This is a genomic window from Aquimarina ulvae (assembly GCF_053613295.3).
On sequence record NZ_JBSIBP030000001.1, the window covers coordinates 148,203 to 173,802 of the forward strand.

Sequence of the window (25,600 nt, forward strand, 5' to 3'; positions counted from 1 at the left end):
GAAACTATTTTTTTGTATCTTTGCAGAAATCGTTGTTATATAAGCGTTTTCTGAAATATTTCAGTAGCATAGAAAATAAAAAATATGCCTCAAAAAACAGGGCTACCTGAAAAAGATAAAGGCTCTTTAGGAGTATTACCGCAAATTAATTACATGGATCGTCAAACCGGGAGGATGAAAGACCTGAAATTTTCTGATGTAGGTTTGGTCACTGTAGCTGGTATGGTTTGTGTGTTCTAACTCGCTTGGGCTATAAATAACAAGAATGCGTATGGAAATGGTTTGATTTCCTCTTGTCCGTTATATTTCGTTTTTGTTATATCTTAATTAATTGCCCGCTACTTTAATTATCAAGAGGAGTATCCATAAAGTTTTACAGGATTTTGTTAAGGGGTTTGTCGTTTTTGAGAAATATCCTTCGTCCGTTGTTTACAGAATGTCAAAATGATCTTTTATCTATGGTTTTTAGGATTAGAATGATGTATTAGTTTCTGTAGATAAATTTAAAAACATAAAGAATGAGACAATTAAAAATTACAAAGCAGGTTACCAACCGGGAGTCAAAATCACTTGAAAAATATTTACAGGATGTAAGTAAAGTATCATTGATTACTGCAGATGAAGAAGTAGAATTGGCACAACGTATACGAACGGGTGATCAACAAGCCTTAAATACATTGGTGAGTGCAAACTTACGTTTTGTTATTTCAGTTGCAAAACAATATCAAAATCAGGGATTAACACTTTCAGATCTTATTAACGAAGGTAACATTGGATTGGTAAAAGCAGCCAAACGCTTTGATGAGACCAGAGGATTTAAATTTATTTCCTATGCAGTTTGGTGGATTAGACAATCTATTTTAAAATCGCTGGCAGAACAATCAAGAGTCATACGATTGCCACTCAATAGAATAAATACAATTAGCAAGGTTCGAAAAGCGGTTTCTTCATTAGAACAAAAACATGAGCGTCCACCTAGTAATGTGGAATTGGCAAATGAGTTAGACCTTTCGGTAAGAAACATAGAGGAATCCATTAGAAATGGAAGTAAAAATTTATCTATGGATGCTCCGTTAAAAGAAGGAGAGACATCAAATTTGTATCAATTGGTAGCTCACAAAGAATCGACCAGCCCAGATAAAGGGTTATTACAAGATTCGTTACGGTCTGATATTGAAAATGCCCTTGACCGATTATCAGATAAAGAAGCACATATTGTACGCCTTTATTATGGAATTGGTCCTTTTGATGCTGTAAGCCTTTTTGAAATTGGAGAAATGTTTGACCTTACTAGAGAAAGGGTACGACAAATTAAAGATAGAGCCATAAAACGATTAAGAAGATCATCAGACACAAGAATATTAAAAACCTATTTAGGGTAAACCAAAAAAACAGATAAAAATATGCTAAGAATAGAAGTAAAAGAAGGAGAAAGTATAGATAGAGCATTAAAACGATACAAAAGAAAGTATAGAAATGTGAAACAATTACAAGAGTTGAGAGCACGCAACTTTTACACCAAAAAATCCACGCAAAGACGGGAGCAGTTAAAGAAAGCTCAATATAGAGAGAAGTACATTAGAGAAAATAGTGAGCTGTAATGATGAATATGATCACTTATAAGCGTATGATTTTTTCCACCACAACCAACTTTAAATTCAAAAAAGCACCAAAAATTAGTAAAGATTAATGAAAGTAATTAATGTAAAGAGAAAAACAAAAACCAAAATATCATATAGCACAAAAATAGGTAAGCTTACAACCAAAGTTACTTATGTTAAAAAACACTTTCTTGGATTGCCAGTGAAGACATTGCGCAAATACAATGAATCGTATTATAGCGAAGCACGAAATTATGATGATTGTGTATTGTTTGTATAACTTTTTTTAAGTACACAAAAGAATTAACCAATAATCAATCACCAAAAATATACTATGAAGGTATTAGTAATTGGAGCAGGTAATATGGGACTTACATATGCCGAAGGAATGTCCAAATCCAAACTGCTCAAGAAAAAAAATATAATGGTTTTGGACAAATCTGATGAAAGGGTAGAAGAACTTCATCAAATTTCCCATTTTGATGCATATAAAGAATTAGAGGACTGTGTGCCCAAAGCAGATATCATATTTGTAGCCGTAAAACCACACCATGCTGAAGACCTATTTAAGAAAATTCGTGCACTGGTAGTACCAGATCAAATTATTATATCAATAATGGCAGGTGTGACGTTAGAGATGATCAGTGAGTTGTCTGGACTAAAAAAGGTAGTCAGGGCAATGCCCAATTTACCTGCAAAAGTAGGTCTTGGATTAACCTCTTATGTCGCATCCACAGAAGTATCGAGAATCGAACTGTTAACTGTAGAAAGTTTATTGAATACAACAGGAAAATCCATACTAGTTAGCGACGAAAAATTTATAGATGCTTCTACAGGTATTTCAGGTAGTGGTCCGGCATACGTATTTTATTTTATGCAGAGTATGATGGAGGCAGCCTTGCAAATGGGATTCAGTAAAAACGTTTCAACGGTGTTGGTAAGTCAAACATTTACAGGAGCTATAGAGCTTTTTAATCAATCAAATTTATCTCCTAATTCCTGGATGGAAAAAGTAGCATCAAAAGGAGGTACTACCCAGGCAGCGTTAGATTCCATGGATGATAATAATGTAAATGAATTAATTAAAGAAGCCGCATTCGCTGCATTTAGTCGTGCTATCGAATTGGGTAAAGAAAACTAAAATGTACAAAGAAAAAATTGTTATTAAAGTTGGTACCAATGTAATGACCAACAAAGATAATAGAATCGTAAGACCTGTATTAAGAAGGTTAGTGAAGCAGATTGCAGAATTATACGAAAGAGATATCATAACCATATTAGTATCATCAGGTTCTGTGATAGCGGGAAAAGAGGTTTTAGGAAATTCTAAAATCAAAAACAAAACACAAAAAAGACAAGTATATTCGGCAATTGGCCAGCCACGAATGATGAGTCTATATTATAATATTTTTCAAGATTACGGAATGAAATGTGCCCAAGTATTGCCGACCAAACGTGATTTTACCCCTGGAATACACAGAGAGAACATGATTAATTGTTGTGAAGGATTAATGTCTGAAGGGGTGATTCCTATTGCAAACGAAGATGACGCAGTATCTGTTACCATGTCGATGTTTTCTGATAATGATGAACTTGCAAGTCTTATTGCACAATTAATTAATGCAGATCGATTAATTATTTTGACAGATATCGATGGATTATATACTGGGCATCCCGACTCGGAAAGTAGCGACCTTATACAGAATGTTGATCCCAACGACGATCTTGATAAATTTATTAAAGATAGTGGTAAGGTAGAAGGAGAAGGACGAGGAGGAATGGGTTCTAAACTTAGTTATGCACAGCAAACCGCCGCAAGTAGCATTCCAACCTTTATTGCGAATGGTAAAAAGGACAATACGATCATTGATATCATAGATGGGAAGAAAGTAGGTACAAAAGTATCCCTCTAATCAAAAATAAAATAAAATGAAACTTATAGATACAGAAATAAAGGATAACGTCTTGGGGCGCATGATTCGCATATTAAATGAAAACAGGGCACAATTACTAGAAGCCAATAAAAATGATCTTGATGCTTTCAATAAGAAAGATCAGGCGATGTATGATCGATTGGTTGTAAATGATAAAAAAATTGATGGAATGATACAAGCGATTAAGCAAGTTCGTTCTCAGCAAGATCCAATAAACAAAGTAATTACCGAAAAGAAGCTTGAAAATGGCTTACAGATAGTGAACAAAACAGCTCCTTTCGGAACTATTATGATTATCTATGAATCCCGACCTGATGTTACTGTAGAAGCTGTAGTACTTGCTTTTAAGGCAAATAATAAAATATTACTTAAAGGAGGAAAAGAAGCTATACGTAGTAATAAAGTGATTGTAGATTTTTGGCATCAGGCTTTAGAGGAAAATAACTTGAGCACAGATCATATCCAATTATTGACAATGGATAGAAAAAAAACTCAGGAATTTTTAAAAAACCCTACAGAACCATTGGATTTAATTGTACCCAGAGGTGGAGAACAACTCATATCTTTTGTAAAAGAACACGCAAAATGTGCAGTGTTGGTTAGCGGTCGTGGGAATAACTTCTTGTATGTGGATCAAGATGCAGATTGGGAAAAAAGCATAGAAGTAATCCTGAATGCAAAAACAGATAAAATATCTGCTTGTAATGCGCTGGATAAAATATTGGTTAACACTAACCTATCTGATTACCATAGTAAAATGAATGCTCTCAAGAATGTTCTTAAGGATAGTGGAGTATCCATTTTGGTAGACGCTAATGTAAAAGAGATACTCACAGAAGAGACATTGATTTTAGAAAAATCTATATGGAAAGAAGAATTTTTAGCAATGAAATGCTGTATCGGATCAGTAGGCTCTACAAAAGAAGCTATACAGCAAATTAATGAATACTCAGGTGGACACTCGGCAAGTATTATGACGAATAATGATACAACTGCATCCTTGTTTATGGAAGAAGTAGATTGTGCCGCAGTTTATCAAAATGCTTCAACCAGATTCACAGATGGCGGACAAATGGGGGTAGGAGCAGAACTTGCTATCAGCACCGATAAGTTGCATCACAGAGGTCCTTTAGGTCTTGATCAATTGGTAACTAATAAATACTATGTATACGGCGATGGTCATACCAGAAAGTAATGCATATGAATTTCACAAAAAAATACAATCGTTTAACTTATAATAAAATCTTCATTCATTTCTATGTTCGATGTAACTGAAAAAATTAACGGAGCGTTATTGCATCACGGTGCCGCTAATAATCGGGTATACCTTATGCAAGCAGATCACGATAACTGGGATCTTCATCTAAACACGATAAGGGATGTAGCTATTCATCACGAGTATGATAAAATCTTAGGAGTTGTTCCTGAAGATGCTAAAGAAACTTTTGTGTCCAGTGGATTTAAAGTAGAAGCTAAAATTCCGAATCTTTATAAAGGAACAAAGGATGGTTATTTCTTAGCCGATTTTTTGAGTAAAGAACGATTTCGTTGTGATGAACAGAAACTGAAAATCATAAATTCAGTAAAAACAATTGCGTTGGCTTCGAATAGCACTTCGCAAGATGCTTACATTAGTCTTCCGGATGATTTTGAAATTAGAAAACTAGAAATTGAAGATTTAGAAACACTGTCCGATTTTAATAAAAAAGTTTTTAAGAAATATCCCTTTCCGATTTTTGAAACATCTTATCTTCAAGATTGTCTACAGGGCAATTATGAGTTTTACGGGCTTTTTGAAAAAGGCACTTTAATTGTTACAGCAAATCTAAAACTGAATAGAGAAGAGTGGTATGCAGAAATCGTTGATTTTGCAACACACCCAAGCTACAGAGGGCAAAACCTCTCTTATTATTTGGTGCAATTTATTATCCAAAGCTTAGAACAAAAAAGTTTTAGGACATTATACTCTCTAGTGAGAGCTACTTCTTATGGTTTAAACATTACGTTATGTAAGCACGGTTTTTTATATGGCGGGATGTTAACAAATAATTCCAGAGTAAAAGAAGTATTAGAAAGTATGAATGTATGGTACCTGAGCTTAAAACACAATGTAAACTTAACGTAAATTAGTTGTTTATTAATTGTAAAATACTTTACTTTTGCAATTCAATATTATTCTACAAAACCGTGAAAATTAATTGGATCAATGGGGAAATTAAGGACTCCTTAGAAGCACAATCCTTACTAAATTTGGAGTATAATTTTAGAAGATTGATCACTAAAGCTCTACTGAGATCAACTGAAGAAGTAGATCTGGAAGACCTGAGTTTAATAAATTTAAATTTTTGTCTGAAACAAAAACTAATCGAAGTTTCCCCCAAAACACCAGAACCGTTTTATTCCAATATTTCAAAGATTTTAGTAGAAAACGCAACATCCATTTTATTATTGGGGATGCGTTGTAAGGGTAAAGAATTGATTAGTTACTGATCTCAAAAATTTTGCAAATTTAATAGTATATGCAGCGAATTATTAGGTATTCGTTTCTGAACTTTTAACTGTCAGATTTTGTTCTATAGCGTATCGAAGATCTTTTTTGTTAAGTGGTTTGTTGATCAGGTCATTCATACCCGCTTTTTTACAATCGTTAGCTACTTCACTGAGTTCTGATGCCGTAAGAGCAATAATAGGGGTAGTTGTATCAAACTTCCTGATTTCTAGAGTTGCTTGCATACCATCAAGCACCGGCATATTAATATCCATGAGCACTAAATCAAATCGCTCCTTTTTTAATATTTTGACTGCTTCAATACCATTTTCAACTATGCGACAATCACATCCAATATTTTTTAGTAAGTTTTTAGTTACTAGCTGGTTTACCTTATTGTCCTCGGCCACTAAAATTTTTGCTGATAGTACATCCTCTTTTTCTGGATTATCTTGTTTGCCTTTCTGATCCTCCGTATTTTCTGAAGCTTCTACATCTAAATCAAAATAGAAGATTGATCCAATATCTTTTTTACTTTCGAAATGAATCTGGCTTTCCATTACCTGCACCAGGTTTTTTACAATCGATAATCCTAAGCCAGTTCCCTGTTTATTATCATAAACGCTTCCTATCTGTGAAAATTCTTCAAAGATGTATTCTTTCTGACTTTCTGGCACTCCCACACCAGTGTCTTCAACTTCATATCTGATTTTGATGGTTTTTTGTTGAGTGGATATTAGTTTAATTCGAAGCCAAATGGTTCCTTTCTCTGTAAATTTTATGGCGTTTCCAATTAGATTAATTAGGATTTCAGAGATACGTAAAGCATCTATATTTACTAGTTTAGGGATCTGATCGTGGTGCTCCAGAATTAGTTCGTTTTCTTTTTTCTGTGCTTGGTACTCGAACGACTGTAAAATATTTTGAGATAGTGTAAACAAATCTGTGGGTGTTTTGATAAGTTCTTTTTTCTCAGAGTCTATTTTACTAATTTTCAAAACTTTGTTAACCAAATCTAAAAGATAATCCGCAGAAAACTTTAACGAATTAAACAGTTTTTTGTCTTTTTCTGAATTGGTTTCATTCTCCATTAAGATGGATGAGATTCCTACCACACCATAAAGAGGAGTTCTTAATTCGTGACTTATGGTAGAGATAAATTGTGATTTAATTTTACTTAGTTGCTCAGCTTCAGATTTAGCTTCATACAATTCTGCATTTTTCACTTCTAGAATTTGGCTTATTTTTTTCTTGGACTGATAGCCTCTATAATAAAAGAAAACAATACCTGCTAATAGTAGTAAAGCTATGGAGGAAATAAAAATAATCGTTTTGTTATTTTTGTCAATATCTAGAAGTAATGCCTTCTCTCTTTTAGCGGCTTCCAGTTCTCTTTCGTATTCATCTACCTTAAATCTAAACTTAGTAATTTCTTCATGTTTAGTTCTTGTGTTTTCAAATATCTTGCGTTCATTTTTAAGTAATTTTTTGAGATCCTGAGTCGCTTTGAAAAAATCCCCAGCATTCTCATACATTTGAGATCTATAATTATAAAAATAGCTTTTACCCTTAACCCAATAACTCTCTTTCTCTAATTGTTCTAAAGACTCATTAAACGCTGCTTCAGCTTTGACAATCTTCTTATCTTTATTTAAACTTCTCGCCTTAAGAATGAGGAACGAGCTTCGGTCTATTTGTAAGGAGTCTGGAATAGTCTTTTCTATACTATCCGCTATTTTGAGGTATGCTTTGGCGTCTTCAAATCTATTTAGATCCATAAGTGTCCATATTAAGCAGTGTAGTGTAATTTGATAATTATCAGCATATAATTCTTTGTTCGTTAGCTCAAATGCTCTTTTGTAATAGGTTAAAGCATTTTTATAATCTTTATTATCATCATAGTATATATTTGCTAAACTGTGCAGTATAGCGGGCAAAAGTAATTTTCTTTCTGTTTTTTCAGCATACTCTAGCGATTTTAATAGGTTTTGTTTAGCACTTTTATAATCCACTATTTCGTGTTGGATTGTCCCCATCATCATATAGGAGCTTGATATGTAATAATTATCTTGTAACTCCTGAGCATAACTGACAGCTTTAAAGGCATATTCCAGAGCTTTATACATATCATTCTTTAGGCTCAATGCTTCTGCAGTTTTTAGCAGATTATCAATACTGTCATTTTTTTTGAACGACATTGCTTCTTGAGAAAAAGAAGAAAACGAAATAATAATTATAAAAAGAGTATAAATTTTTTTCAATATAAAAACGATTTTACGAAACAAATTATAATACTTTAAACCAGCGATACTTAAAAAAAGCATTGATTTAAACTGTCTTTTTTAGAATAATTCGTGTGAAGAATATAAGTCGATATTTTAAAATCGATATAATTTAGTGAATTTAAAATATTTTTGATACAATTAAATAAGAAAAATTAGATAAAGAATTCTTTTAAGGAATATAAAGAGTCTTAGATTTACAAAAGATTTAGTGGTATTATATGTATGTGTCAATTTTTTAAATAGTGTTTAATAGATTCAAAAATTATATCAGAAAGCACCCTAAAAAATGCATCATCATCGCAATATTGATGACGTGGTATTATTTTTCCTTGTCAAAACCGTTATTTAATAATCCTACCGCAACGGTTATAGAAACCAAAACCGGAGAATTACTAGGAGCCAAAATAGCAGAAGATGGACAATGGAGGTTTCCTGAAACAGATAGTGTTCCGTATAAATTTAAATCCTGTATTCTGGCGTTCGAAGATCAGCAATTTTATCGGCACTTTGGTTTTAATCCTGTAGCGATGACAAAAGCTATTATAGAAAATATAAAAGTAGGTAAAGTAGTAAGAGGTGGTAGTACAATTACTCAACAGGTTATACGATTAGCACGCAAAGGTCAAAAAAGAACCTATTTCGAAAAATTAATCGAACTAATTTTATCTACACGTTTGGAATTAGGCACTTCTAAGGAGAATATTTTAAAACTATATGCTTCTCATGCTCCTTTTGGAGGAAATGTAGTTGGTTTAGATATGGCTGCCTGGAGGTATTTTGGGTTATCTGCAGAACAACTGTCTTGGTCAGAAAGCGCAACGCTGGCGGTTTTACCCAACGCACCTTCCCTTATTTATCCCGGCAAAAATCAGATGAAACTATTAGAAAAAAGGAACCGATTGTTAAAAACCTTACTAGAAGAACACACTATTGATTCCTTAACTTACAATTTATCTATCAGTGAACCTTTACCACAAAAACCATATAGACTTCCTCAGACAGCTCCTCATCTGCTTGATCAATTAGCAAAAGACAACAAAGGTAAACGCATACAGACAACGATAAACGCAACATTACAACGGCAAATTAATCAGCAAGTGAAGCTGCATTATCAATCATTACAACAAAATGAAGTGCATAATATGGCCGTCTTGGTAATAGATGTTCATACCAGAGAGGTTTTGAGTTATGTGGGTAATGCGCCAACAGATAAGGCACATCAAAAGGATGTAGATATCATACAGGCAGGAAGAAGTGCAGGTAGTACATTAAAACCGTTGTTGTATGCCGCGATGATGGACAAAGGTGAGTTGTTACCAAGCCAACTGGTATCTGATGTTCCTACCGTTATTGCCGGGTATTCGCCAACAAATTATGATGAAACTTTTAGTGGAGCGGTACCAGCAAATAGAGCATTGGCAAGATCTTTAAACATTCCTGCGGTCAGACTTTTACAGCAATACGGATTACAGCGTTTTCGAGATGAATTACAAGCTTTTAGAATAAAGAATCTTAGCTATAGTGCAGATCACTATGGATTATCTTTAATAGTTGGAGGGGCTGAGGGGAGTCTTTGGGATCTCTGTAAAACGTATGCAGGACTTGCTGGGACACTTAACCATTACGAGGAATCTTCCAGCGAATACTTTACCCAAGAATTTGCTGAACCAATACTCATGACAAATAAAAAAGTTGATTTTGGAGAAAAAGTAACACAAAAACAGGTTTTTGGTGCAGGGAGCATTTGGTTAACCTTTGACGCCTTAAAAAAAGTAAATCGACCGCAAGGGGATGAAGCTTGGGAGTTTTATGATTCTTCAAAAGAAATTGCCTGGAAAACGGGAACCAGCTTTGGTAATAGAGATGCTTGGGCGATTGGAGCAAGCAAAGAGTATGTTGTTGGTGTTTGGATTGGTAATGCAGATGGAGAAGGTAGACCTGAGCTTACCGGGTTAAATTCGGCAGCCCCGGTTTTATTTGATGTGGTTAACTTGTTACCAAATTCTAAATGGTTTCCGACTCCATATGACGACTTAGTAACCGCAAATGTTTGCTCTAAAAGTGGTTTTTTGGCTGCATCAGCTTGTATTAGTCGAGAAACTTATATTCCAATATTAGGTGTTAAAACAAAACCCTGCCCATACCACCAATTGATTCATTTAGATCCTACTCGTCAATATAGGGTCAATTCTTCTTGCGAATCTATAGATGCTATGATTCACGAACCGTGGTTTGTATTACCTCCTTTACAGGCATATTATTTTAAAACTAAAAATGCAGATTATCGATCTTTGCCTCCTTATCGATCTGATTGTACAAAAGAGTTATTAGCAAGTATGGACTTTATTTTTCCAAAGGGTAGTGGCGGTGTATATTTACCTAAAGGGTTCGATGGTAAAACTAATGAAGTAGTGCTTAAAATAGCGCACACTCAACCAGAAACAAGAGTGTTTTGGTATATAGATAATCAATTTGTAGGTGTGACCAAACAGTTTCATGAAATGGCTGTAAAACCAGCGCCAGGAGAACACCTTATTACTGTTTTGGATGAAAAGGGGAATGAATTAAGAAGGAAGATTGAAGTAAAAGAATGATTAATTCAGTACTAAAAGAGGTACAATTACCAAGTAGTAAATGGTTTCTTACTCAATTGAGAATTATAGTACTGGGTATCTCCTGTTACTTCTTCTCCTAACCAATCGGGTTTCGAAAATTTTTCTTCCTCTTTAGTAAGCTCGATTTCAGCAATGGTTAGCCCTTTATTTTTACCAAAAAACTCGTCTACTTCGATTGTATGGTTTTTAGATTTTATTTCATATCTGGTTTTTTTGATCACTCCTTTTTCGCAAATTTTCATCAATGCTTCAGCTTCATTCGTGGGTATTTCTTTTTCCCACTCAAAACGTGTAGTACCTGATGTATTTCCAATACCTTTTACAGTTATAAAAGCCTGCTTTCCTTTAATTCGAACTCGAACCGTTCTCTCTGGATCCGTATTTAGAAATCCTTGTACAATTAAGGTGCTTTTTTGAGCTTCCTGCTTATATAACTCCGATGTAACTAAGAATTTACGTTCTATTTCAATCATATTTAAACATTTAAAAGCCTTTCTAATCATACAGAAAACCGATTACAAAATTAAAACTTATTTATAGAATACCCTTGGTGAAATATTCTTTTTGGAGTGGTCCCCATTGAATCTATACATGGTTTTTTCAACGATTTCTAAGATTTTTTGCCTTCCTTCCGATTAGTTCCAATATCCAAAAACCATAACTTGAGGATAATAATTTCCTAATGTTGGACTTTCTTTAACTGTAAATCCTTTTAAGTTATGATACTCTAGCTCTTCGGCAACGGAAAATACAGTTTTAAGATAGTTCTGCAGTTTTTGTTCGGCACTGGATTTTGTGGTGAGAAGTATTATATCTAGGACTTATACTTTTGTAATCGAATAAGACTTCTTTTTTGATTGTGTATTGCCAGTAAAGGAGTTAGCTGCTATAGATAACTCCAATAAAAAAGCATGAACATACTTCCAAAGTTTCAAATATTTTTAAAAAATTACTATGAAAACAAATGTAACCTCAGCTATCAATAAGCCGATAAAAATTAAGGTGCAAAAAGTACATATACCATATGTGTATCTATTTGACCTTAAAATTAAGGTAGATTATCGGTTTTGTAAATCGTATATATAGATAACGAAAAAAATGTGGGTTACTTCAAAGAAGTAACGATCTCTTTGATTTCGTCAGAGAGGATCCTTTTATGGTCATAATGATTATTTGCTAACCATACCATAGCAGTAGCGATGGTTTGCGGGTTGATGGTTTGATATTTTTTAAGTGAACCTATAAGAAGCGGACTAACCAGTTTCATTATTTTTTTGAAAACATATTCACCAATTCTTTTCTCATCTCTTTTACCACTAATTAATGACGGTTGTAAAATGTGTGTTTTAGGAATTTTAAGCATTAAGACAGCTTCTTCCATTTCGCCTTTGGTACGATTGTAAAACACTCTGCTTTTAGGATCTGCTCCCAGAGCGGATATAACTATGAGCGTTTTCATGTTATTTAGTTGACAAAGCTGGGCTGCCGTTACTGGAATTCCATAATCTATAGCACGATACAATCCTTTATTTGGGGTTTTAGCAAGTGTTGTTCCGATACAGCAAAACACATCATCGCCCATAAAATCAATTGCTTCAGTTTTTAATTGTAGCAAATTAATCAGGTGTTCTTCTATTTTTGGATGCGATATTCCGACTGTTTTTCTTGAAAATAATTTAATTCTAGTGTATCGATCATCATCAAGTAATATGCTTAGAAGACTACTTCCAGTTAATCCTGTCGCGCCTAATATGATTGCTGTTTTAGCCAAATTCTAAATTTAACAACACAAACCATAAATTCCATCGGATCGCTCGTAAGTATTGCTGTTAATTTCTTTTATGTTCAATAGCTATTACAACATAATCACTGTAGAATCATTTTCCTTTTTAAGGAAAACAAAAAAAGTTGCTATTAATTTTGCGCTATCATTACCACATCGCTTGGTGTGCAGTTTTCATTTTCACTATTCTCGTTTAAATCCAACTCAACAATAGCTTTGTCTTTGTTTACAGCATCTATTTGTAATTCAATTTCATAGCCTTGTTTGCTGTAGACATATTTTTTAACTTTAATAGAGGCTCCCTTATAACTAATCATAAAAGGTTCTTCTTTGGGTTTTAAAGCGGTTGCTTTTCCACTTATAGTTCTTTTTTGGCAGGACTGATTCTCAAACACCAGTGTATATTGTATGGTATCTTCTGTTAACCAAGAAACGGATAACTTTTGAGTAAAACTACCATTCGCATCTTTTTGTGTAGCTGTGTATGTTTTCTGTGTAAGTATTCCATCATTGGTTTCAACACTTGTATCGCTGACCGTCTCTGTGGTTGTAATTTTAGTAGTATTTTCTAGATCGTCAGAAGATTTGCTTTCTGATTTACAACAGATGAATACAAAGAGTAGCAGTAGGGTATAATTTTTCATTTTTTAAATATATTTAGTTCAAAATTGATTGGGATCAATAAAGCAAGATATTATTTTTATCTGATAAAATCTATACAAATATACTAATATCATTTTTTAGAAATGCTTAGCGATCACATATTTACCTTTTAAAGTATAAGACCCTGAGAAATATAAATCATTTTGGACAAGCAATATCTCTTATTTTTGTGAGATCGATATAATGGAAAACTACAGAAAAATTATACACGTAGATATGGATGCATTTTATGCTTCTGTGGAGCAAATGGATGATCCCGCGCTTAGAGGAAAGCCTTTAGCAGTTGGTGGTGGTGGGAAACGAGGGGTTGTGAGTGCGGCAAGTTATGAAGCCAGAAAATTTGGGGTTCGTTCTGCAATGCCTGGATTTACGGCAAGAAAACTGTGTCCTGATTTACTATTTGTACGTCCAAGATTTGATCGTTACCAAGAGATTTCTAAGCAAATTCGAAAAATATTTTTTGAATATACGGATATGGTGGAGCCTTTGTCATTAGATGAAGCTTATCTGGACGTCACCCAAAATAAAAAAGGAAATCCAAGCGCTTCTTTGATCGCGCAGGAGATCAGAAAGCAGATTTTTGATGAGGTTGGACTAACTGCTTCTGCGGGTATATCTATTAATAAGTTTGTAGCAAAGATAGCGAGTGATTACAATAAGCCAAATGGTCAGAAAACCGTTAATCCAGAAGAAGTGGTTGGGTTTTTGGAAGATTTAGATGTTAAAAAATTCTATGGAGTAGGGAAGGTGACACAGGCAAAAATGTATCAGATGGGGATTTATTCTGGTAAAGATTTAAAAGCAAAATCAGAAGGTTTTTTAACAAAGCATTTTGGTAAATCCGGTGGGCATTATTACCGTATCGTAAGGGGAATTCATAAAAGTGAAGTAAAACCCAATCGCGAACGAAAATCGCTGGCAGCAGAAAGAACCTTTAGTGAGAATATTTCTTCTGAAATTTATATGTTAGAACGCCTGGAGAATATTGCTGAAGAATTACAAAAACGTTTAAAACGAAATAAAGTAGCAGGAAGAACCGTAACATTGAAAATCAAATACAGTGATTTCACTCTCCAAACCCGAAGTAAAACATTGCCATATTATGTGAGTGATGCGGCCATATTAGTAGAAACCGCAAGAGAACTGCTGTACCAATCTAAAATGAAGAACTCTGTTCGGTTATTAGGGATTTCACTTTCTAATTTAAATACAGGTAAGAAAGATGTAAAGAAAAAAGATAAAGAAGAAGTAGAGATTATACAGTTGAAATTTGATTTTTAGATTAGATATTGCACAAAATCTCCGAAGCCTGTTTCAACGTATCATCTTTTTTCGCAAAGCAAAATCTCAGTACGTTATCATCCTGTTGATTGATATTAAAAACGGAAATAGGAATAGAAGCTATTTTGTGTTCTTTAGTGAGCCTTTTGGAAAAAGTCACATCATCTTCATCAGTAATTTTGGAATAATCCAATAATTGGAAATACGTTCCTGCTGCCGGAGTATATGAAAATCTGGAATCTTTGATAAATGACAAGAATAAATTCCTTTTTTCTTGATAGAAACCTGACAAAGACATATAATGATCAGAGTTTTTTAAATATTCTGCTAGTGCATATTGCATAGGGTGATTACAACAAAAAACATTAAATTGATGTATTTTTCTAAATTCTGACATGAGGTCTCTGGGAGCAATACAATAACCCATTTTCCAACCAGTTGTATGAAAAGTTTTACCAAAAGAAGCCGTAATAAAGGTTCTTTCTGTTAATCCAGGAAATCTGGCAACGCTTTGGTGTTCCTTACCATCAAATACTATATGTTCATATACTTCGTCGCTTAGTAAAATGATATTGGTGTTTTTTATCAAAGCTTCTAATTGAAACATATCTTCTTTAGATAATATAGTGCCACTTGGGTTGTGTGGAGTATTAATGATGATCATTTTGGTTTTAGAAGTGATTTTGCCAGCTACTTCTTGCCAGTTAATTTTAAAATCAGGAGCTGAAAGCTGAACAGGAATGGTCGTTCCATTAAAAAGTTTTATGGATGGTTCATAGGAGTCATAGGCAGGTTTAAAAATAATTACTTCGTCTTCTGGTTGAATATATGCGGAAATAATGGTGAAAATTGCTTGTGTTGCGCCGGCGGTAATAGTTACTTCTGTTTCAGGATGGTAAGTACTACCATATAGCATATTGGTTTTTTCTGCAATTGCTTCTCTAAGCGATAATAAACCTGGCATAGGAGGGTATTGGTTATATCCTTTTTGCATAGCTATGGAAACCAAATCAATTAGTTTTTTATCCGTTTCAAAATCTGGAAAACCTTGAGAGAGGTTTATGGCTTTATGATCTGCTGCCAGTTTACTCATTACACTAAAAATAGTTGTAGACACATTTGGTAATTTTGTGTGGATATTCTTCATAGTTTAAACAAAAAGAAGAAGGTATAAAAAAACCCTGAAACATATCAGGGTTTATTATAAAAATACTGTTCTAAACGGGTTTGCATATTTTATGCGTTGCATATGGGTATGCAATCGCACATATCCAATCACGTTCTCCAGTTGCTATAAAGCAATCTCTTTTTGTTCGGCATCCAATAGGAAATTGTAAACCGCCACCATTAATACCTTGTTGCTGTTTTTTGTTCAGTTGTTCTACATCTTTTAACTTTAGAATTTTAGAAAGCATAACCTTGTATTTTAAATTATTGATCTTACATACCTACTCTGTTAAAAGGTTTTCGGTTTTCCCTTGTTAAAAATCAAGTACCTATCATATACTGATTTTCAACCCAAGGTAGATTGAAATAAATGCCCATAAAAATGATACTTCCGTATTTTTCGAAAAATACGGAAGTAAAATAGCGGCATACCATCCTGGTTGTTGTATGTGGTGTTTTAAAATACATTTGGACAATTGCAATGACTCCAGTGCGTTCCTGTATCAGGTTCAGTAACGTCACAATCCCCACCTTTTATTTTTGTCATTGTATTTTGATTAATCTTAGCTATTGTAAGCTTTTTTAAGGTGATTGTGTTTTTTTGTTTTGATTTCATAATACATTATTTAGATTGAACACTTGTTTTCTATGTTTAGTATCAACATAATTTCAAGGTACTTTGAATACCCGTTAAATCATAAATTAGTAACCGTATTTTAAAGAAATTAAGGTAAGGTTTCTTGGCTAAGTTAATCATGGTGATTATTTATTTTTTTGATATAATAAGATGGGTTTAAGCCTGTTTTCGATTTAAAATGTTTTGTAAAAGAGTTGTCAGTTTTATATCCTATTTCCAGAGCAATTGATTTAACCGAAAATGATCTAAATTTTTTATCATTTTTTAATCTTTTCAAAGCGTATTCAATTCTTAAATCATTAATGTAATCATTAAAACTGTTGGCTTTGTTGGCTTTAACGATTTTTGATAGATAGGTAGTATTTGTTTTTACTTTTTTAGACATCGACCTAAGATCACAGTCGGTATGTAAAAAATATTCCTGTTTTTCGAGTTTATCTAAACCATCCAGTACAGCTTTAACCTTAGTATCGTTAATCACTACAGGTTGCAAGATGTTTTTTTCTTTAGATTTTAAAGCGTCTATTTTTTCCATTAACGTATTGAACCGTAAAGTGTTACTTTTCTGTTTTCTTATGTATTTGAAAACTAAAAAAATCAGCAAAAAACAGACAAAGAATAAGATAAATAAGAAATGTTCTTTATATCGTTTTTCTTTCATCTCTTCATTTTTCAGCACTGCTATTTGATTTTCTAGTTCATTAATACCTTGATTATGTAGTTTAGTTATAGTTTTATTTTTAGCGTCCTGAAACTCTTTTTGTAATGTAATGAGTTTTTGAAACCAGTATATGGACTCCTTAGTTTTACCAATTTCGGTGTAACAGTTCGCTAATAGGATGTATGTCTCTAGTACTCTAATGTTTCGCGCATCTTTTTCTTCCAGCATAGACACGCTGTTAGTTAAATAAGAAATCGCTGTGTTATACTTTTTTTCCTGATAAAAGTGCGTTGCAAGAAAATAATTAAGATTTAATTTCGATTTTTTCTGTTGAACCCCTTTAGTGTCAAGCATATTGTTGGCTTCATAGAAATATTTTAAGGCTTTAGTTCGTTTGTTGTTGTATAAAGCAACGATTCCCTTTTTCGTAAGTAGGTCAATAGATCCAATAGAATAATCCAGTGGTTTAGATATTGCTAAACCTATATCAGCGTAATGTAAAACGGAATCATATTTCTGTTGATCCAAATAAACCTCACTAATGATGGTAAGAAGCCTCACATGATTTGCAGTGTTCTTATCATCCGAATTTTCTGTAAGTACTAATGAGTTTTTACAAACTTTTAAAGCTTTATCGAGCTGTCCCATTCTTTTGAGAATAATGGATATTCCAGAATTGGCGATAAGTTGGTGATCAATACTTCCTTTTTCTTGAGCAATAGTTAGTGCTTGGTTGTAGCAATCAAGAGATTTTTGATTTTGCCAATCTTTTAAATAGGCATTACCCAATTTTAAATAAAGAGTACATAAAAATTTGGGTTCGTTTAGTTCTTTTGTGCGAGTAATGGCTTTTTCTAAATAATAAATGCTACGCCCATAATGCTCTTTTGTGTAAAAAAATGTGGCTAGTGCATAATAGTGCCGTGCGAGAATTAGGTCATCCTTAGAAAGATGAGAAAGAACAATTTCATAGATTTTACTTTCGTTGAGTTCAGATAATTTAATGTATTCGATTAGTTGTTTTGGTGATTTGGTCGTTAAACTATCAGGAATAATCGATTGAATTTCATAGGCTAACACGCTTTTGTTTAAAAAAATAGCTATTATAAAAAAGCTTATTGATAGAAATTGTTTCACAAAAAAAGTCATTTTCTTAAAAATTCGATAATTGATCAAAAGTAATGTTTTTACCTCTTTTTAAATTTTTTGAATATAGTAGTCTTTTTTACATTTTTTTTCACAAGAAATGATTTCTGAAGCGTATTGTGATAGAAATTATTGAATACGGCATTTGTCTAAAAGATCCGTGAAACATATGAATTAAACATTTTATCAGATAAAAGCATTATTATGAAAAATCACGTATTTTTTGTTCAATGTTGAAAGCGGTACTCAAACGATTTCGAAGCAAAGCTTAAACAAAAGGGAGCCATATTTTAAATTCATTATAAATACCATATAAAGCGACTGAAAATGTTGTTAAAAAGACCTGCGAGCCTTACTTTTGTTATCGAAATTTTAAACATTTTATAAAATGGGTGGATTGATAAAATCTTCAATAGCTAGAAAAGTTGCAATGGCACTTTCAGGACTTTTCTTAGTATTCTTCTTACTTCAGCATTTCAGTATAAATTTTACATCGGTTTTTAGTCCGGATACATTTAATGAGATTTCTCATTTTATGGGTACTAATCCTATTGTACAGTTTGCACTGCAGCCAGTTCTGATCTTTGCCGTTATTTTTCATTTTGTGATGGGATTCGTTTTAGAGCTTCAGAATAACAAAGCGCGCGCTGTTAAATATGCTAAGTACAATGGAGGAGCGAATGCTTCTTGGGTATCTAGAAACATGATTTATTCAGGGTTAGTAGTGTTAGCGTTTTTAGGATTACATTTCTATGATTTCTGGGTTCCTGAAATTGTATACAAATATGTAGAAGTAAATCCAGAACTTCCTACAAGATACTATGAAGAACTGGTTCATAAGTTCGAAAGTCCGATTCGTACAGGTTTGTATGTGCTTTCTTTTGTGTTCTTGGCGTTACATTTATGGCACGGTTTTGCTTCTTCATTTCAATCAGTAGGTTTTAATAATAAATATGCTACGGGTGCTACTAAATTTGCACAAGCTTTTGCAATTGTGATTCCGCTAGGTTTTGTTCTAATCGCAATCATTCATCATTTTAATCATTAAAAAATACCACTATTATGTCAATTTTAGATTCTAAAATACCTGAAGGTCCACTGGCAGATAAGTGGACAAAACATAAAAACACAATTGATCTTGTAAATCCTGCAAACAAGCGTAATATTGACGTGATAGTTGTTGGTACGGGACTGGCAGGAGGAAGTGCAGCTGCTACGTTGGCTGAGCTTGGATATAATGTAAAAACATTTTGTTACCAGGATTCTCCACGCCGGGCACACTCTATTGCGGCGCAAGGAGGAATTAATGCTTCTAAAAATTATCAGGGAGACGGTGATTCTGATTATCGTCTTTTCTATGATACAGTAAAAGGAGGGGATTATAGATCTCGTGAGGCAAACGTATATCGTTTAGCTGAGGTTTCTGGTAATATTATAGACCAATGTGTAGCACAGGGAGTTCCATTTGCTCGTGAATATGGTGGTCTACTGGACAATCGTTCTTTTGGAGGCGTATTGGTTTCCAGGACTTTTTATGCAAAAGGACAAACCGGGCAGCAGTTATTGCTTGGAGCATATTCAGCAATGAACCGTCAGATAAATCGTGGAAAAATACAGGCCTTTAATCGTCATGAGATGTTAGATTTGGTGAAAATTGATGGCAAAGCAAGAGGAATTATAGCTCGTGATCTTGTTACAGGGGAAATAGAAAGACATTCGGCTCACGCTGTAGTATTAGCTACCGGTGGATACGGAAATGTATTTTTCTTAAGTACCAACGCTATGGGAAGTAATGTAATGGCTGCCTGGAGAGCGCATAGAAGAGGAGCTTTTTTTGCAAATCCTTGCTTTACTCAAATTCACCCAACTTGTATTCCTGTTTCTGGAGAAGATCAGTCTAAACTAACGTTGATGTCTGAATCTTTAAGAAATGATGGACGTATCTGGGTACCAAGGAAAAAAGAAGATGCTGAGGCAATTCGTACAGGAAAACTAAAACCTACACAATTAGCAGAAGAAGATAGAGATTATTATTTAGAGCGAAGATATCCGGCATTCGGTAATCTTGTGCCACGTGATGTTGCGTCCAGAGCGGCAAAAGAACGTTGTGATGCTGGTTTTGGGGTAAATAAAACCGGAGAAGCAGTATATCTTGATTTTGCTGCGGCTATAGAACGATATGGTAAAGAAAAAGCTCTAACATCAGGAATTCATAATCCTACAAAGGAACAAATGACCAAATTAGGTGAAGAAGTAATAGAAGCCAAGTATGGTAACTTATTCCAAATGTATGAGAAGATTGTTGATGAGAATCCATATAAAACACCAATGATGATATACCCAGCGGTACATTATACGATGGGTGGACTTTGGGTTGATTATAATCTACAAACAACTGTTCCCGGATGTTATGCTGCGGGAGAAGCTAATTTCTCGGATCACGGAGCGAATAGATTAGGAGCATCAGCTTTAATGCAAGGTTTGGCTGACGGATATTTTGTGTTGCCGTATACTATCGGAGATTATTTATCGAAAGATATACGTACAGGTGAAATTCCAACGGATACACCAGAGTTTGATCAGGCGGAGAAAGAGGTTAAAGATCGAATCGAGAAATTAATGACAGCTTCGGGAACTAATTCCGTTGATTACTACCATAAAAAACTAGGTAAGATCATGTGGAACAAGTGTGGTATGTCTCGTAACGCAAAAGAACTTAAAGAAGCTATTGAAGAAATTGCAGCTTTGAGAGAAGACTTCTGGAAGAATGTAAAAGTTCTTGGAACCCCAGATAGTATGAATCCTGAATTAGAAAAAGCAGGTAGAGTTGCTGATTTCTTAGAATTAGGAGAGTTGTTCGCCAAAGACGCCCTAACGAGAAATGAGTCTTGTGGTGGTCACTTTAGAGAAGAATATCAAACTGAAGAAGGGGAAGCACTTAGAGATGATAAAAACTTTAAGTTTGTATCATCTTGGGAATACAAAGGTGAACCAAAAGATGCTGTACTTCATAAAGAAGATTTGGTATATGAAAACATTGAATTAAAAACACGTTCTTATAAATAAAAAAGCTATGAATCTTACATTAAAAATATGGCGTCAAAAAGATGCTCAATCCAAAGGAAAGATTGTAGAATATCCAATATCTGGAATTGAAGGAGACATGTCTTTTTTAGAAATGCTAGATGTGTTAAATGAAGAATTGATAACCAAAGGAGAAGAACCGGTAGTATTTGATCACGACTGTAGAGAAGGAATCTGTGGGTCTTGTTCGTTACAGATTAACGGAGAACCTCACGGACCGGATCGTCTGGTTACTACCTGTCAATTACATATGCGAAAGTTTAATGATGGCGATACTATTTATATCGAACCATTTAGAGCAAAAGCATTTCCTGTTATAAAGGATTTGATGATTGATCGTAGTTCTTTTGACCGTATTCAGCAGGCAGGAGGATTTATTTCTGTAAATACTTCTGGTAATACCATTGATGCGAACGCAATTCCTATTCGTAAAGAAGATGCAGATGAAGCAATGGATGCTGCAACCTGTATAGGTTGTGGAGCTTGTGTTGCTGCTTGTAAAAATGCATCAGCGATGTTATTTACTTCGGCAAAAGTATCACAATTTTCATTATTACCTCAAGGGCAAGTAGAAGCTACTGAACGAGTAGTGGCTATGGTAAATCAAATGGATGAAGAAGGATTTGGTAATTGTACGAATACCGGAGCTTGTGAGATCGAATGTCCTAAAGGAATTTCTTTAGAGAACATTGCACGTATGAACCGTGAATACCTAAAAGCAAGCTTGAAAGGGTAATCTTTTTTATAAATTATATAGAAACCGGAGTATTTAGATGCTCCGGTTTTTTTATTTCTTCCATAGTTTGCCGCCAACTACTTTTTTCATAACATTTTCACGATAGTTTCGACTTAGAGGGATGTTAACGGACTCAATTCTGATTTCATGGCTAATGACTGCATCTATTTTTGAAATGGCAATTATATATGATTTATGTACTCTAATAAATCTCATCGGATCAAGGCTTTCTTCAATATTTTTTAAGTTGAGTAATGTAATATACTTGCCTTTTACCGTATGTATAGCCACATAGTTTTGTAAACCTTGCATATATAGGATATCTTCAAAATATATTTTGGCGTATGTCTGATCGCATTTCACGAAGAAATACTTTTCGCTCTTTTGGATTTCTAATCCATTTTTATTTGAGATTAGTTGATAGTGTTCCTTGGCTTTATGTACTCCTTGTATAAATCGATCAAATGTAATTGGTTTTAAAAGATAATCTAATACATTTAATCTAAACCCTTCTATTGCGTAGCTAGGATAGGCAGTGGTAATAATTACCATAGGAAGATTTTTTGAGATTTTCAGAAAATCTATTCCGTTCATCTTAGACATCTGGATATCAAGAAAAATTAAATCCACAGTTTCATTATCCAGAACCAGAATTAATTCTAACGGATTTTCGCAAATACCAATAAGTTTCAAAAAGTCAACTTCATTGACATAATTAGACAAGCCTTCTCTTGCCAGAGGTTCATCATCAACAATCACTGTTTTTATCATATGCTTTTCATTTTATGAAACTATCTTTTTATGATGAAGTAACTCTTCGACGATTGTAAGTTCTGAAAGTTGTAGACGAAGATCTATTTTAAACAGAGTATGCCTATCTTTAATGCTCAAGTTGTAATTTCCAGGATACACAAGATCGAGTCTGCGCTGTACGTTTTGTAACCCAATGCCGCCATAAGACGAATCCTGCTTTAAGCATACATCATCTGTTGCCTGGCTGTTAGCGACTTCAAAATGTAAGAATTGATCTTTATCAAGTTGTATTTTAATTTCTATCCAATTAGACATATCTTTATTTGTAGATACGTGCTTGAAAGCATTTTCGACAAAAGTTACCAGGACAAAAGGCGCGATGCCTAACGGTACTTTATTGGTAATATGTATATGAAGATCCACTTTTAAATCTTGATTTCTTCTTAGCTTTTCTAGGGCAATAAAATTTTCTAAATAAGTAATTTCCTGATCTAATGGGATTTGTTGCTCATTACATTCATACAACTGATAACGAAGTAAATCTGAAAACTTTGCCAAAGCATTTGAGGCTTGTTCTGGAGCTTTATGAATTAAAAAGAAAATAGAATTGATTGTATTGAACAGAAAATGAGGATTAAACTGATGTTTTAGGAAATTTAATTCTGTTGTTAATTTTTCATTTTCAAGTATTTGCTGTCTCTTTTGGGCAAGTAAAGAGTTTTTGGAAAGTTTAATGCACAATCCAAGTAATATGGTACCAGACGTCGCGGGTAATATTTCTGAAGAAAGAATATGAAAATATGTTTCGTTCTTTTCTGCATCAAAAACACAAAAATAATCTAAAGGTTCGCCAATGAGATGTGCACTAAGGAAATAACAACCTAACATAATAACACTAGTAATTATAATCCACATTGCCAGAAATAGAATGTATTGTGTTAGCTTTCCTTTATACAGGTACTTAGGCAATAGCACATACAAATTAAAATAAACCGCAAAGGTGTGTATAAAAACATAAAATAAAAAGATCAAAAAACGTGGTGAAAAGAACATAGCTTCAAAGGCTATTGGCAAACTAAGTTCTACCACACCCCAGGCAAAAAAATATAAAGCCCAAAATAATAAGTGATATACTTTATATCTAAAAAACCAATATTGCTCTATAGGATGCGAAAATAACATGCGTAAAAGATATAAAAAACTATGAGATTTAAATTTCTATTTTATCAAATCCCCTGATTTTTTGATTAAATACCCTTTTAAAGGTACAACTGGTAGTATCGAGTGTTTTTTTAACAGTACACAAAGGTGAATGCTCCATTCTTGTGTGTTATCAAAAATATGTTTCCTCTTGTCAAAGACTTTTTGCTGTCAATATTTCCTATGATTCTTTTGTGTAAAAATGAACAACCTTGGAAAAGCATTAAGAAATGAACACTACAATTATAAGTACTAATGACCCTGAAAGGGTAATACTACCAAAGTTTCGATTGTATTTTATGAGAGGCTTATATTTTTTAAATTTTATCAGTCTAGCTCTTGATAATTGGTCAAGGATATTTTTTCCACAACAACAATTGGATACGTTAAGTGGGGTAGCAATTAGCTTTTGGGCTGGATTTTCAATATTGAATCTATTAGCCATCAGATTCCCTATAAAAATGTTACCGATTTTATTATTACAGCTTTTATATAAAACCGCATGGTTGATAGGTACTTATATTCCTGCTAGAAATAATAATCTTTTAAATGATTCTTTAGAAGAATTTTTCTGGGTTTGTATAGCAGGGATATTCTTGAATTTATTAATAATACCATGGATGTACGTTTTTAGAACTTTTATCAAGGAGTTTTTTAGATTTAAATAACACAAGTAATAATTTTATTAACGATATGAATATACAGGAAAGCGCAATGCACCCTACTAAGAATACAGCTTTATGGTCGCAACGATTATTAGATATTGCAGCTCAATCATGGTTTATAGTAGCAGTGTTAGGTCAATGGATTTTTGCCTATTATGTAGCGACCTTTTACGGAGGTGCTGCCATTGATGGTGATTTTGTAAGATGGAATCTTGTATTACCTCATGGATACACTAAAGGAGAAACGATGAACAATATGGTCATGGGAATACATTTATTATTTGCTGTAATTATTATGGTAGGTGGGCCACTTCAATTTGTTCCTAAACTTAGAGCCAAAGCGCGTTCTTTTCATCGGTTAAATGGAAAAATATATATTATCACTGCTTTTATAGCCAGCCTAAGCGGTATGTATCTGATATTTAGTAAAGGAAGTGTTACTGGATTTATCGGTGATATAAGTATAAGTTTTAATGGAGTTCTTATCATGCTTTTTGCTTTACTGGCTTGGCAAACAGCAGTTCGAAAAGATATGAATGCACATCAACGCTGGGCGCTTCGTTTATTTTTGGTAGTGAATGGTGTTTGGTTTTTTAGAATTGGAATGATGTTGTGGTTGCTTATTCACGGAGAAGCTGTCGGTTTTGATCCAGAAACTTTTAGAGGACCTTTCATTACTTTTTTAGGAATAGGGCAATATGTAGTACCATTATTAATTCTAGAGGCTTATTTAAGAATTCAGGATAATGGAAACAAATATGTTAAATCTATAATGGCCATCAGTATTTTTGGACTCACTATTTTGACCGGGATCGGAGTTTTTGCGGCCACTACAGGGATGTGGTTACCAAGATTGTAGACGTATACGGATATAATAAAAATGATCGTTGATCAAAAAACT

At 33.7% G+C, this 25,600-nt stretch carries 26 protein-coding genes; 16 read left to right on the plus strand and 10 right to left on the minus strand.

What is annotated here, in order from left to right; translation table 11 throughout:
- Positions 1-84: 84 nt before the first annotated feature.
- The 9 genes from ACWGOQ_RS00720 to ACWGOQ_RS00760 all read left to right on the plus strand — a co-directional run bounded on the left by ACWGOQ_RS00720 (position 85) and on the right by ACWGOQ_RS00760 (position 6,025).
- On the plus strand, positions 85-240 hold the full coding sequence (locus ACWGOQ_RS00720; protein WP_452056629.1) for a hypothetical protein: 156 nt from the start codon (positions 85-87) through the stop codon (positions 238-240).
- Between the two features lie 278 nt (positions 241-518).
- On the plus strand, positions 519-1,382 hold the full coding sequence (locus ACWGOQ_RS00725; RefSeq protein WP_452056630.1) for a sigma-70 family RNA polymerase sigma factor: 864 nt from the start codon (positions 519-521) through the stop codon (positions 1,380-1,382).
- A 21-nt stretch (positions 1,383-1,403) separates the two neighbouring features.
- Entirely contained in the window at positions 1,404-1,601 is a 198-nt protein-coding gene (gene rpsU / locus ACWGOQ_RS00730) for a 30S ribosomal protein S21 (RefSeq protein ID WP_452056631.1), read from the plus strand.
- 88 nt (positions 1,602-1,689) lie between these two features.
- Entirely contained in the window at positions 1,690-1,881 is a 192-nt protein-coding gene (locus ACWGOQ_RS00735) for a hypothetical protein (protein ID WP_452056632.1), read from the plus strand.
- A 54-nt stretch (positions 1,882-1,935) separates the two neighbouring features.
- The gene (gene proC, locus ACWGOQ_RS00740; RefSeq protein ID WP_452056633.1) at positions 1,936-2,742 is read left to right on the plus strand and encodes a pyrroline-5-carboxylate reductase; all 807 of its coding nucleotides are present in this window, start codon (positions 1,936-1,938) and stop codon (positions 2,740-2,742) included.
- Position 2,743: 1 nt separating this feature from the next.
- Positions 2,744-3,514 carry a glutamate 5-kinase gene (proB, locus tag ACWGOQ_RS00745; protein ID WP_452056634.1) on the plus strand — a complete coding sequence of 257 codons (771 nt, stop codon included), beginning with the start codon at positions 2,744-2,746 and terminating at the stop codon, positions 3,512-3,514.
- 16 nt (positions 3,515-3,530) lie between these two features.
- Entirely contained in the window at positions 3,531-4,730 is a 1,200-nt protein-coding gene (locus ACWGOQ_RS00750) for a glutamate-5-semialdehyde dehydrogenase (protein ID WP_452056635.1), read from the plus strand.
- Between the two features lie 63 nt (positions 4,731-4,793).
- Positions 4,794-5,660 (plus strand): putative beta-lysine N-acetyltransferase, encoded by an 867-nt coding sequence (gene ablB, locus ACWGOQ_RS00755; RefSeq protein WP_452056636.1) that lies wholly within the window; start codon positions 4,794-4,796, stop codon positions 5,658-5,660.
- Positions 5,661-5,722: 62 nt separating this feature from the next.
- Positions 5,723-6,025: a hypothetical protein gene (locus ACWGOQ_RS00760; RefSeq protein WP_452056637.1), complete on the plus strand. Its 303-nt coding sequence runs from the start codon at positions 5,723-5,725 to the stop codon at positions 6,023-6,025.
- 42 nt (positions 6,026-6,067) lie between these two features.
- On the opposite strand, the gene ACWGOQ_RS00765 is transcribed toward ACWGOQ_RS00760, so the two are convergent.
- A complete protein-coding gene (locus ACWGOQ_RS00765) occupies positions 6,068-8,284 on the minus strand; it encodes a response regulator (protein ID WP_452056638.1) in 2,217 nt (738 codons plus the stop codon).
- 332 nt (positions 8,285-8,616) lie between these two features.
- Between ACWGOQ_RS00765 and pbpC the strand changes: the two genes are divergently transcribed.
- A complete protein-coding gene (gene pbpC / locus ACWGOQ_RS00770) occupies positions 8,617-10,902 on the plus strand; it encodes a penicillin-binding protein 1C (RefSeq protein ID WP_452056639.1) in 2,286 nt (761 codons plus the stop codon).
- Positions 10,903-10,928: 26 nt separating this feature from the next.
- On the opposite strand, the gene ACWGOQ_RS00775 is transcribed toward pbpC, so the two are convergent.
- From ACWGOQ_RS00775 to ACWGOQ_RS00785, 3 genes are all read right to left on the minus strand, one after another.
- Positions 10,929-11,396: a CYTH domain-containing protein gene (locus ACWGOQ_RS00775; protein WP_452056640.1), complete on the minus strand. Its 468-nt coding sequence runs from the start codon at positions 11,394-11,396 to the stop codon at positions 10,929-10,931.
- A 632-nt stretch (positions 11,397-12,028) separates the two neighbouring features.
- The gene (locus ACWGOQ_RS00780) at positions 12,029-12,694 is read right to left on the minus strand and encodes a Rossmann-fold NAD(P)-binding domain-containing protein (RefSeq protein WP_452056641.1); all 666 of its coding nucleotides are present in this window, start codon (positions 12,692-12,694) and stop codon (positions 12,029-12,031) included.
- Positions 12,695-12,837: 143 nt separating this feature from the next.
- A complete protein-coding gene (locus ACWGOQ_RS00785; protein WP_452056642.1) occupies positions 12,838-13,350 on the minus strand; it encodes a hypothetical protein in 513 nt (170 codons plus the stop codon).
- 202 nt (positions 13,351-13,552) lie between these two features.
- Here ACWGOQ_RS00785 and dinB point away from each other — a divergent pair, with 202 nt between their 5' ends.
- Positions 13,553-14,650 carry a DNA polymerase IV gene (dinB, locus tag ACWGOQ_RS00790; protein WP_452056643.1) on the plus strand — a complete coding sequence of 366 codons (1,098 nt, stop codon included), beginning with the start codon at positions 13,553-13,555 and terminating at the stop codon, positions 14,648-14,650.
- Position 14,651: 1 nt separating this feature from the next.
- Here the strand turns inward: dinB and ACWGOQ_RS00795 are convergent, their stop codons facing one another.
- The 4 genes from ACWGOQ_RS00795 to ACWGOQ_RS00810 form a co-directional block, all read right to left on the minus strand.
- On the minus strand, positions 14,652-15,797 hold the full coding sequence (locus ACWGOQ_RS00795; RefSeq protein ID WP_452056644.1) for a methionine aminotransferase: 1,146 nt from the start codon (positions 15,795-15,797) through the stop codon (positions 14,652-14,654).
- Between the two features lie 70 nt (positions 15,798-15,867).
- Positions 15,868-16,065, minus strand: a complete 198-nt coding sequence (locus ACWGOQ_RS00800) for a hypothetical protein (protein WP_452056645.1) — start codon at positions 16,063-16,065, stop codon at positions 15,868-15,870.
- A gap of 209 nt (positions 16,066-16,274) precedes the next feature.
- Complete coding sequence (locus ACWGOQ_RS00805) at positions 16,275-16,433, minus strand: TIGR04149 family rSAM-modified RiPP (RefSeq protein ID WP_452056646.1); 159 nt, start codon at positions 16,431-16,433, stop codon at positions 16,275-16,277.
- A 133-nt stretch (positions 16,434-16,566) separates the two neighbouring features.
- Complete coding sequence (locus ACWGOQ_RS00810) at positions 16,567-18,252, minus strand: helix-turn-helix domain-containing protein (protein WP_452056647.1); 1,686 nt, start codon at positions 18,250-18,252, stop codon at positions 16,567-16,569.
- Positions 18,253-18,649: 397 nt separating this feature from the next.
- Between ACWGOQ_RS00810 and ACWGOQ_RS00815 the strand changes: the two genes are divergently transcribed.
- From ACWGOQ_RS00815 to ACWGOQ_RS00825, 3 genes are read left to right on the plus strand one after another with little or no spacing between them, the layout of a single operon-like run.
- A complete protein-coding gene (locus ACWGOQ_RS00815) occupies positions 18,650-19,309 on the plus strand; it encodes a succinate dehydrogenase cytochrome b subunit (protein ID WP_452056648.1) in 660 nt (219 codons plus the stop codon).
- A gap of 14 nt (positions 19,310-19,323) precedes the next feature.
- Complete coding sequence (locus ACWGOQ_RS00820; protein WP_452056649.1) at positions 19,324-21,327, plus strand: fumarate reductase/succinate dehydrogenase flavoprotein subunit; 2,004 nt, start codon at positions 19,324-19,326, stop codon at positions 21,325-21,327.
- Positions 21,328-21,334: 7 nt separating this feature from the next.
- Positions 21,335-22,081, plus strand: a complete 747-nt coding sequence (locus tag ACWGOQ_RS00825) for a succinate dehydrogenase/fumarate reductase iron-sulfur subunit (protein ID WP_452056650.1) — start codon at positions 21,335-21,337, stop codon at positions 22,079-22,081.
- A gap of 51 nt (positions 22,082-22,132) precedes the next feature.
- Here ACWGOQ_RS00825 and ACWGOQ_RS00830 read toward each other — a convergent pair whose 3' ends face one another.
- Together ACWGOQ_RS00830 and ACWGOQ_RS00835 are read right to left on the minus strand one after the other, a co-directional pair.
- A complete protein-coding gene (locus ACWGOQ_RS00830; protein WP_452056651.1) occupies positions 22,133-22,852 on the minus strand; it encodes a LytR/AlgR family response regulator transcription factor in 720 nt (239 codons plus the stop codon).
- Between the two features lie 12 nt (positions 22,853-22,864).
- Entirely contained in the window at positions 22,865-24,016 is a 1,152-nt protein-coding gene (locus tag ACWGOQ_RS00835) for a sensor histidine kinase (protein ID WP_452056652.1), read from the minus strand.
- Positions 24,017-24,264: 248 nt separating this feature from the next.
- Here ACWGOQ_RS00835 and ACWGOQ_RS00840 point away from each other — a divergent pair, with 248 nt between their 5' ends.
- Together ACWGOQ_RS00840 and ACWGOQ_RS00845 are read left to right on the plus strand one after the other, a co-directional pair.
- A complete protein-coding gene (locus ACWGOQ_RS00840) occupies positions 24,265-24,702 on the plus strand; it encodes a hypothetical protein (RefSeq protein WP_452056653.1) in 438 nt (145 codons plus the stop codon).
- Between the two features lie 25 nt (positions 24,703-24,727).
- Entirely contained in the window at positions 24,728-25,558 is an 831-nt protein-coding gene (locus tag ACWGOQ_RS00845) for a DUF2306 domain-containing protein (protein WP_452056654.1), read from the plus strand.
- Positions 25,559-25,600 lie beyond the last annotated feature (42 nt).

Bases quoted from the DNA above. Each gene is read 5' to 3' on its own strand.
- ACWGOQ_RS00720 (WP_452056629.1), top strand. From the start codon at position 85: ATGCCTCAAAAAACAGGGCTACCTGAAAAAGATAAAGGCTCTTTAGGA.
- ACWGOQ_RS00725 (WP_452056630.1), top strand. From the start codon at position 519: ATGAGACAATTAAAAATTACAAAGCAGGTTACCAACCGGGAGTCAAAA.
- rpsU (WP_452056631.1), top strand. From the start codon at position 1,404: ATGCTAAGAATAGAAGTAAAAGAAGGAGAAAGTATAGATAGAGCATTA.
- ACWGOQ_RS00735 (WP_452056632.1), top strand. From the start codon at position 1,690: ATGAAAGTAATTAATGTAAAGAGAAAAACAAAAACCAAAATATCATAT.
- proC (WP_452056633.1), top strand. From the start codon at position 1,936: ATGAAGGTATTAGTAATTGGAGCAGGTAATATGGGACTTACATATGCC.
- proB (WP_452056634.1), top strand. From the start codon at position 2,744: ATGTACAAAGAAAAAATTGTTATTAAAGTTGGTACCAATGTAATGACC.
- ACWGOQ_RS00750 (WP_452056635.1), top strand. From the start codon at position 3,531: ATGAAACTTATAGATACAGAAATAAAGGATAACGTCTTGGGGCGCATG.
- ablB (WP_452056636.1), top strand. From the start codon at position 4,794: ATGTTCGATGTAACTGAAAAAATTAACGGAGCGTTATTGCATCACGGT.
- pbpC (WP_452056639.1), top strand. From the start codon at position 8,617: ATGACGTGGTATTATTTTTCCTTGTCAAAACCGTTATTTAATAATCCT.
- ACWGOQ_RS00775 (WP_452056640.1), bottom strand. From the start codon at position 11,396: ATGATTGAAATAGAACGTAAATTCTTAGTTACATCGGAGTTATATAAG.
- ACWGOQ_RS00785 (WP_452056642.1), bottom strand. From the start codon at position 13,350: ATGAAAAATTATACCCTACTGCTACTCTTTGTATTCATCTGTTGTAAA.
- dinB (WP_452056643.1), top strand. From the start codon at position 13,553: ATGGAAAACTACAGAAAAATTATACACGTAGATATGGATGCATTTTAT.
- ACWGOQ_RS00795 (WP_452056644.1), bottom strand. From the start codon at position 15,797: ATGAAGAATATCCACACAAAATTACCAAATGTGTCTACAACTATTTTT.
- ACWGOQ_RS00800 (WP_452056645.1), bottom strand. From the start codon at position 16,065: ATGCTTTCTAAAATTCTAAAGTTAAAAGATGTAGAACAACTGAACAAA.
- ACWGOQ_RS00805 (WP_452056646.1), bottom strand. From the start codon at position 16,433: ATGAAATCAAAACAAAAAAACACAATCACCTTAAAAAAGCTTACAATA.
- ACWGOQ_RS00815 (WP_452056648.1), top strand. From the start codon at position 18,650: ATGGGTGGATTGATAAAATCTTCAATAGCTAGAAAAGTTGCAATGGCA.
- ACWGOQ_RS00820 (WP_452056649.1), top strand. From the start codon at position 19,324: ATGTCAATTTTAGATTCTAAAATACCTGAAGGTCCACTGGCAGATAAG.
- ACWGOQ_RS00825 (WP_452056650.1), top strand. From the start codon at position 21,335: ATGAATCTTACATTAAAAATATGGCGTCAAAAAGATGCTCAATCCAAA.
- ACWGOQ_RS00830 (WP_452056651.1), bottom strand. From the start codon at position 22,852: ATGATAAAAACAGTGATTGTTGATGATGAACCTCTGGCAAGAGAAGGC.
- ACWGOQ_RS00835 (WP_452056652.1), bottom strand. From the start codon at position 24,016: ATGTTATTTTCGCATCCTATAGAGCAATATTGGTTTTTTAGATATAAA.
- ACWGOQ_RS00840 (WP_452056653.1), top strand. From the start codon at position 24,265: ATGAACACTACAATTATAAGTACTAATGACCCTGAAAGGGTAATACTA.
- ACWGOQ_RS00845 (WP_452056654.1), top strand. From the start codon at position 24,728: ATGAATATACAGGAAAGCGCAATGCACCCTACTAAGAATACAGCTTTA.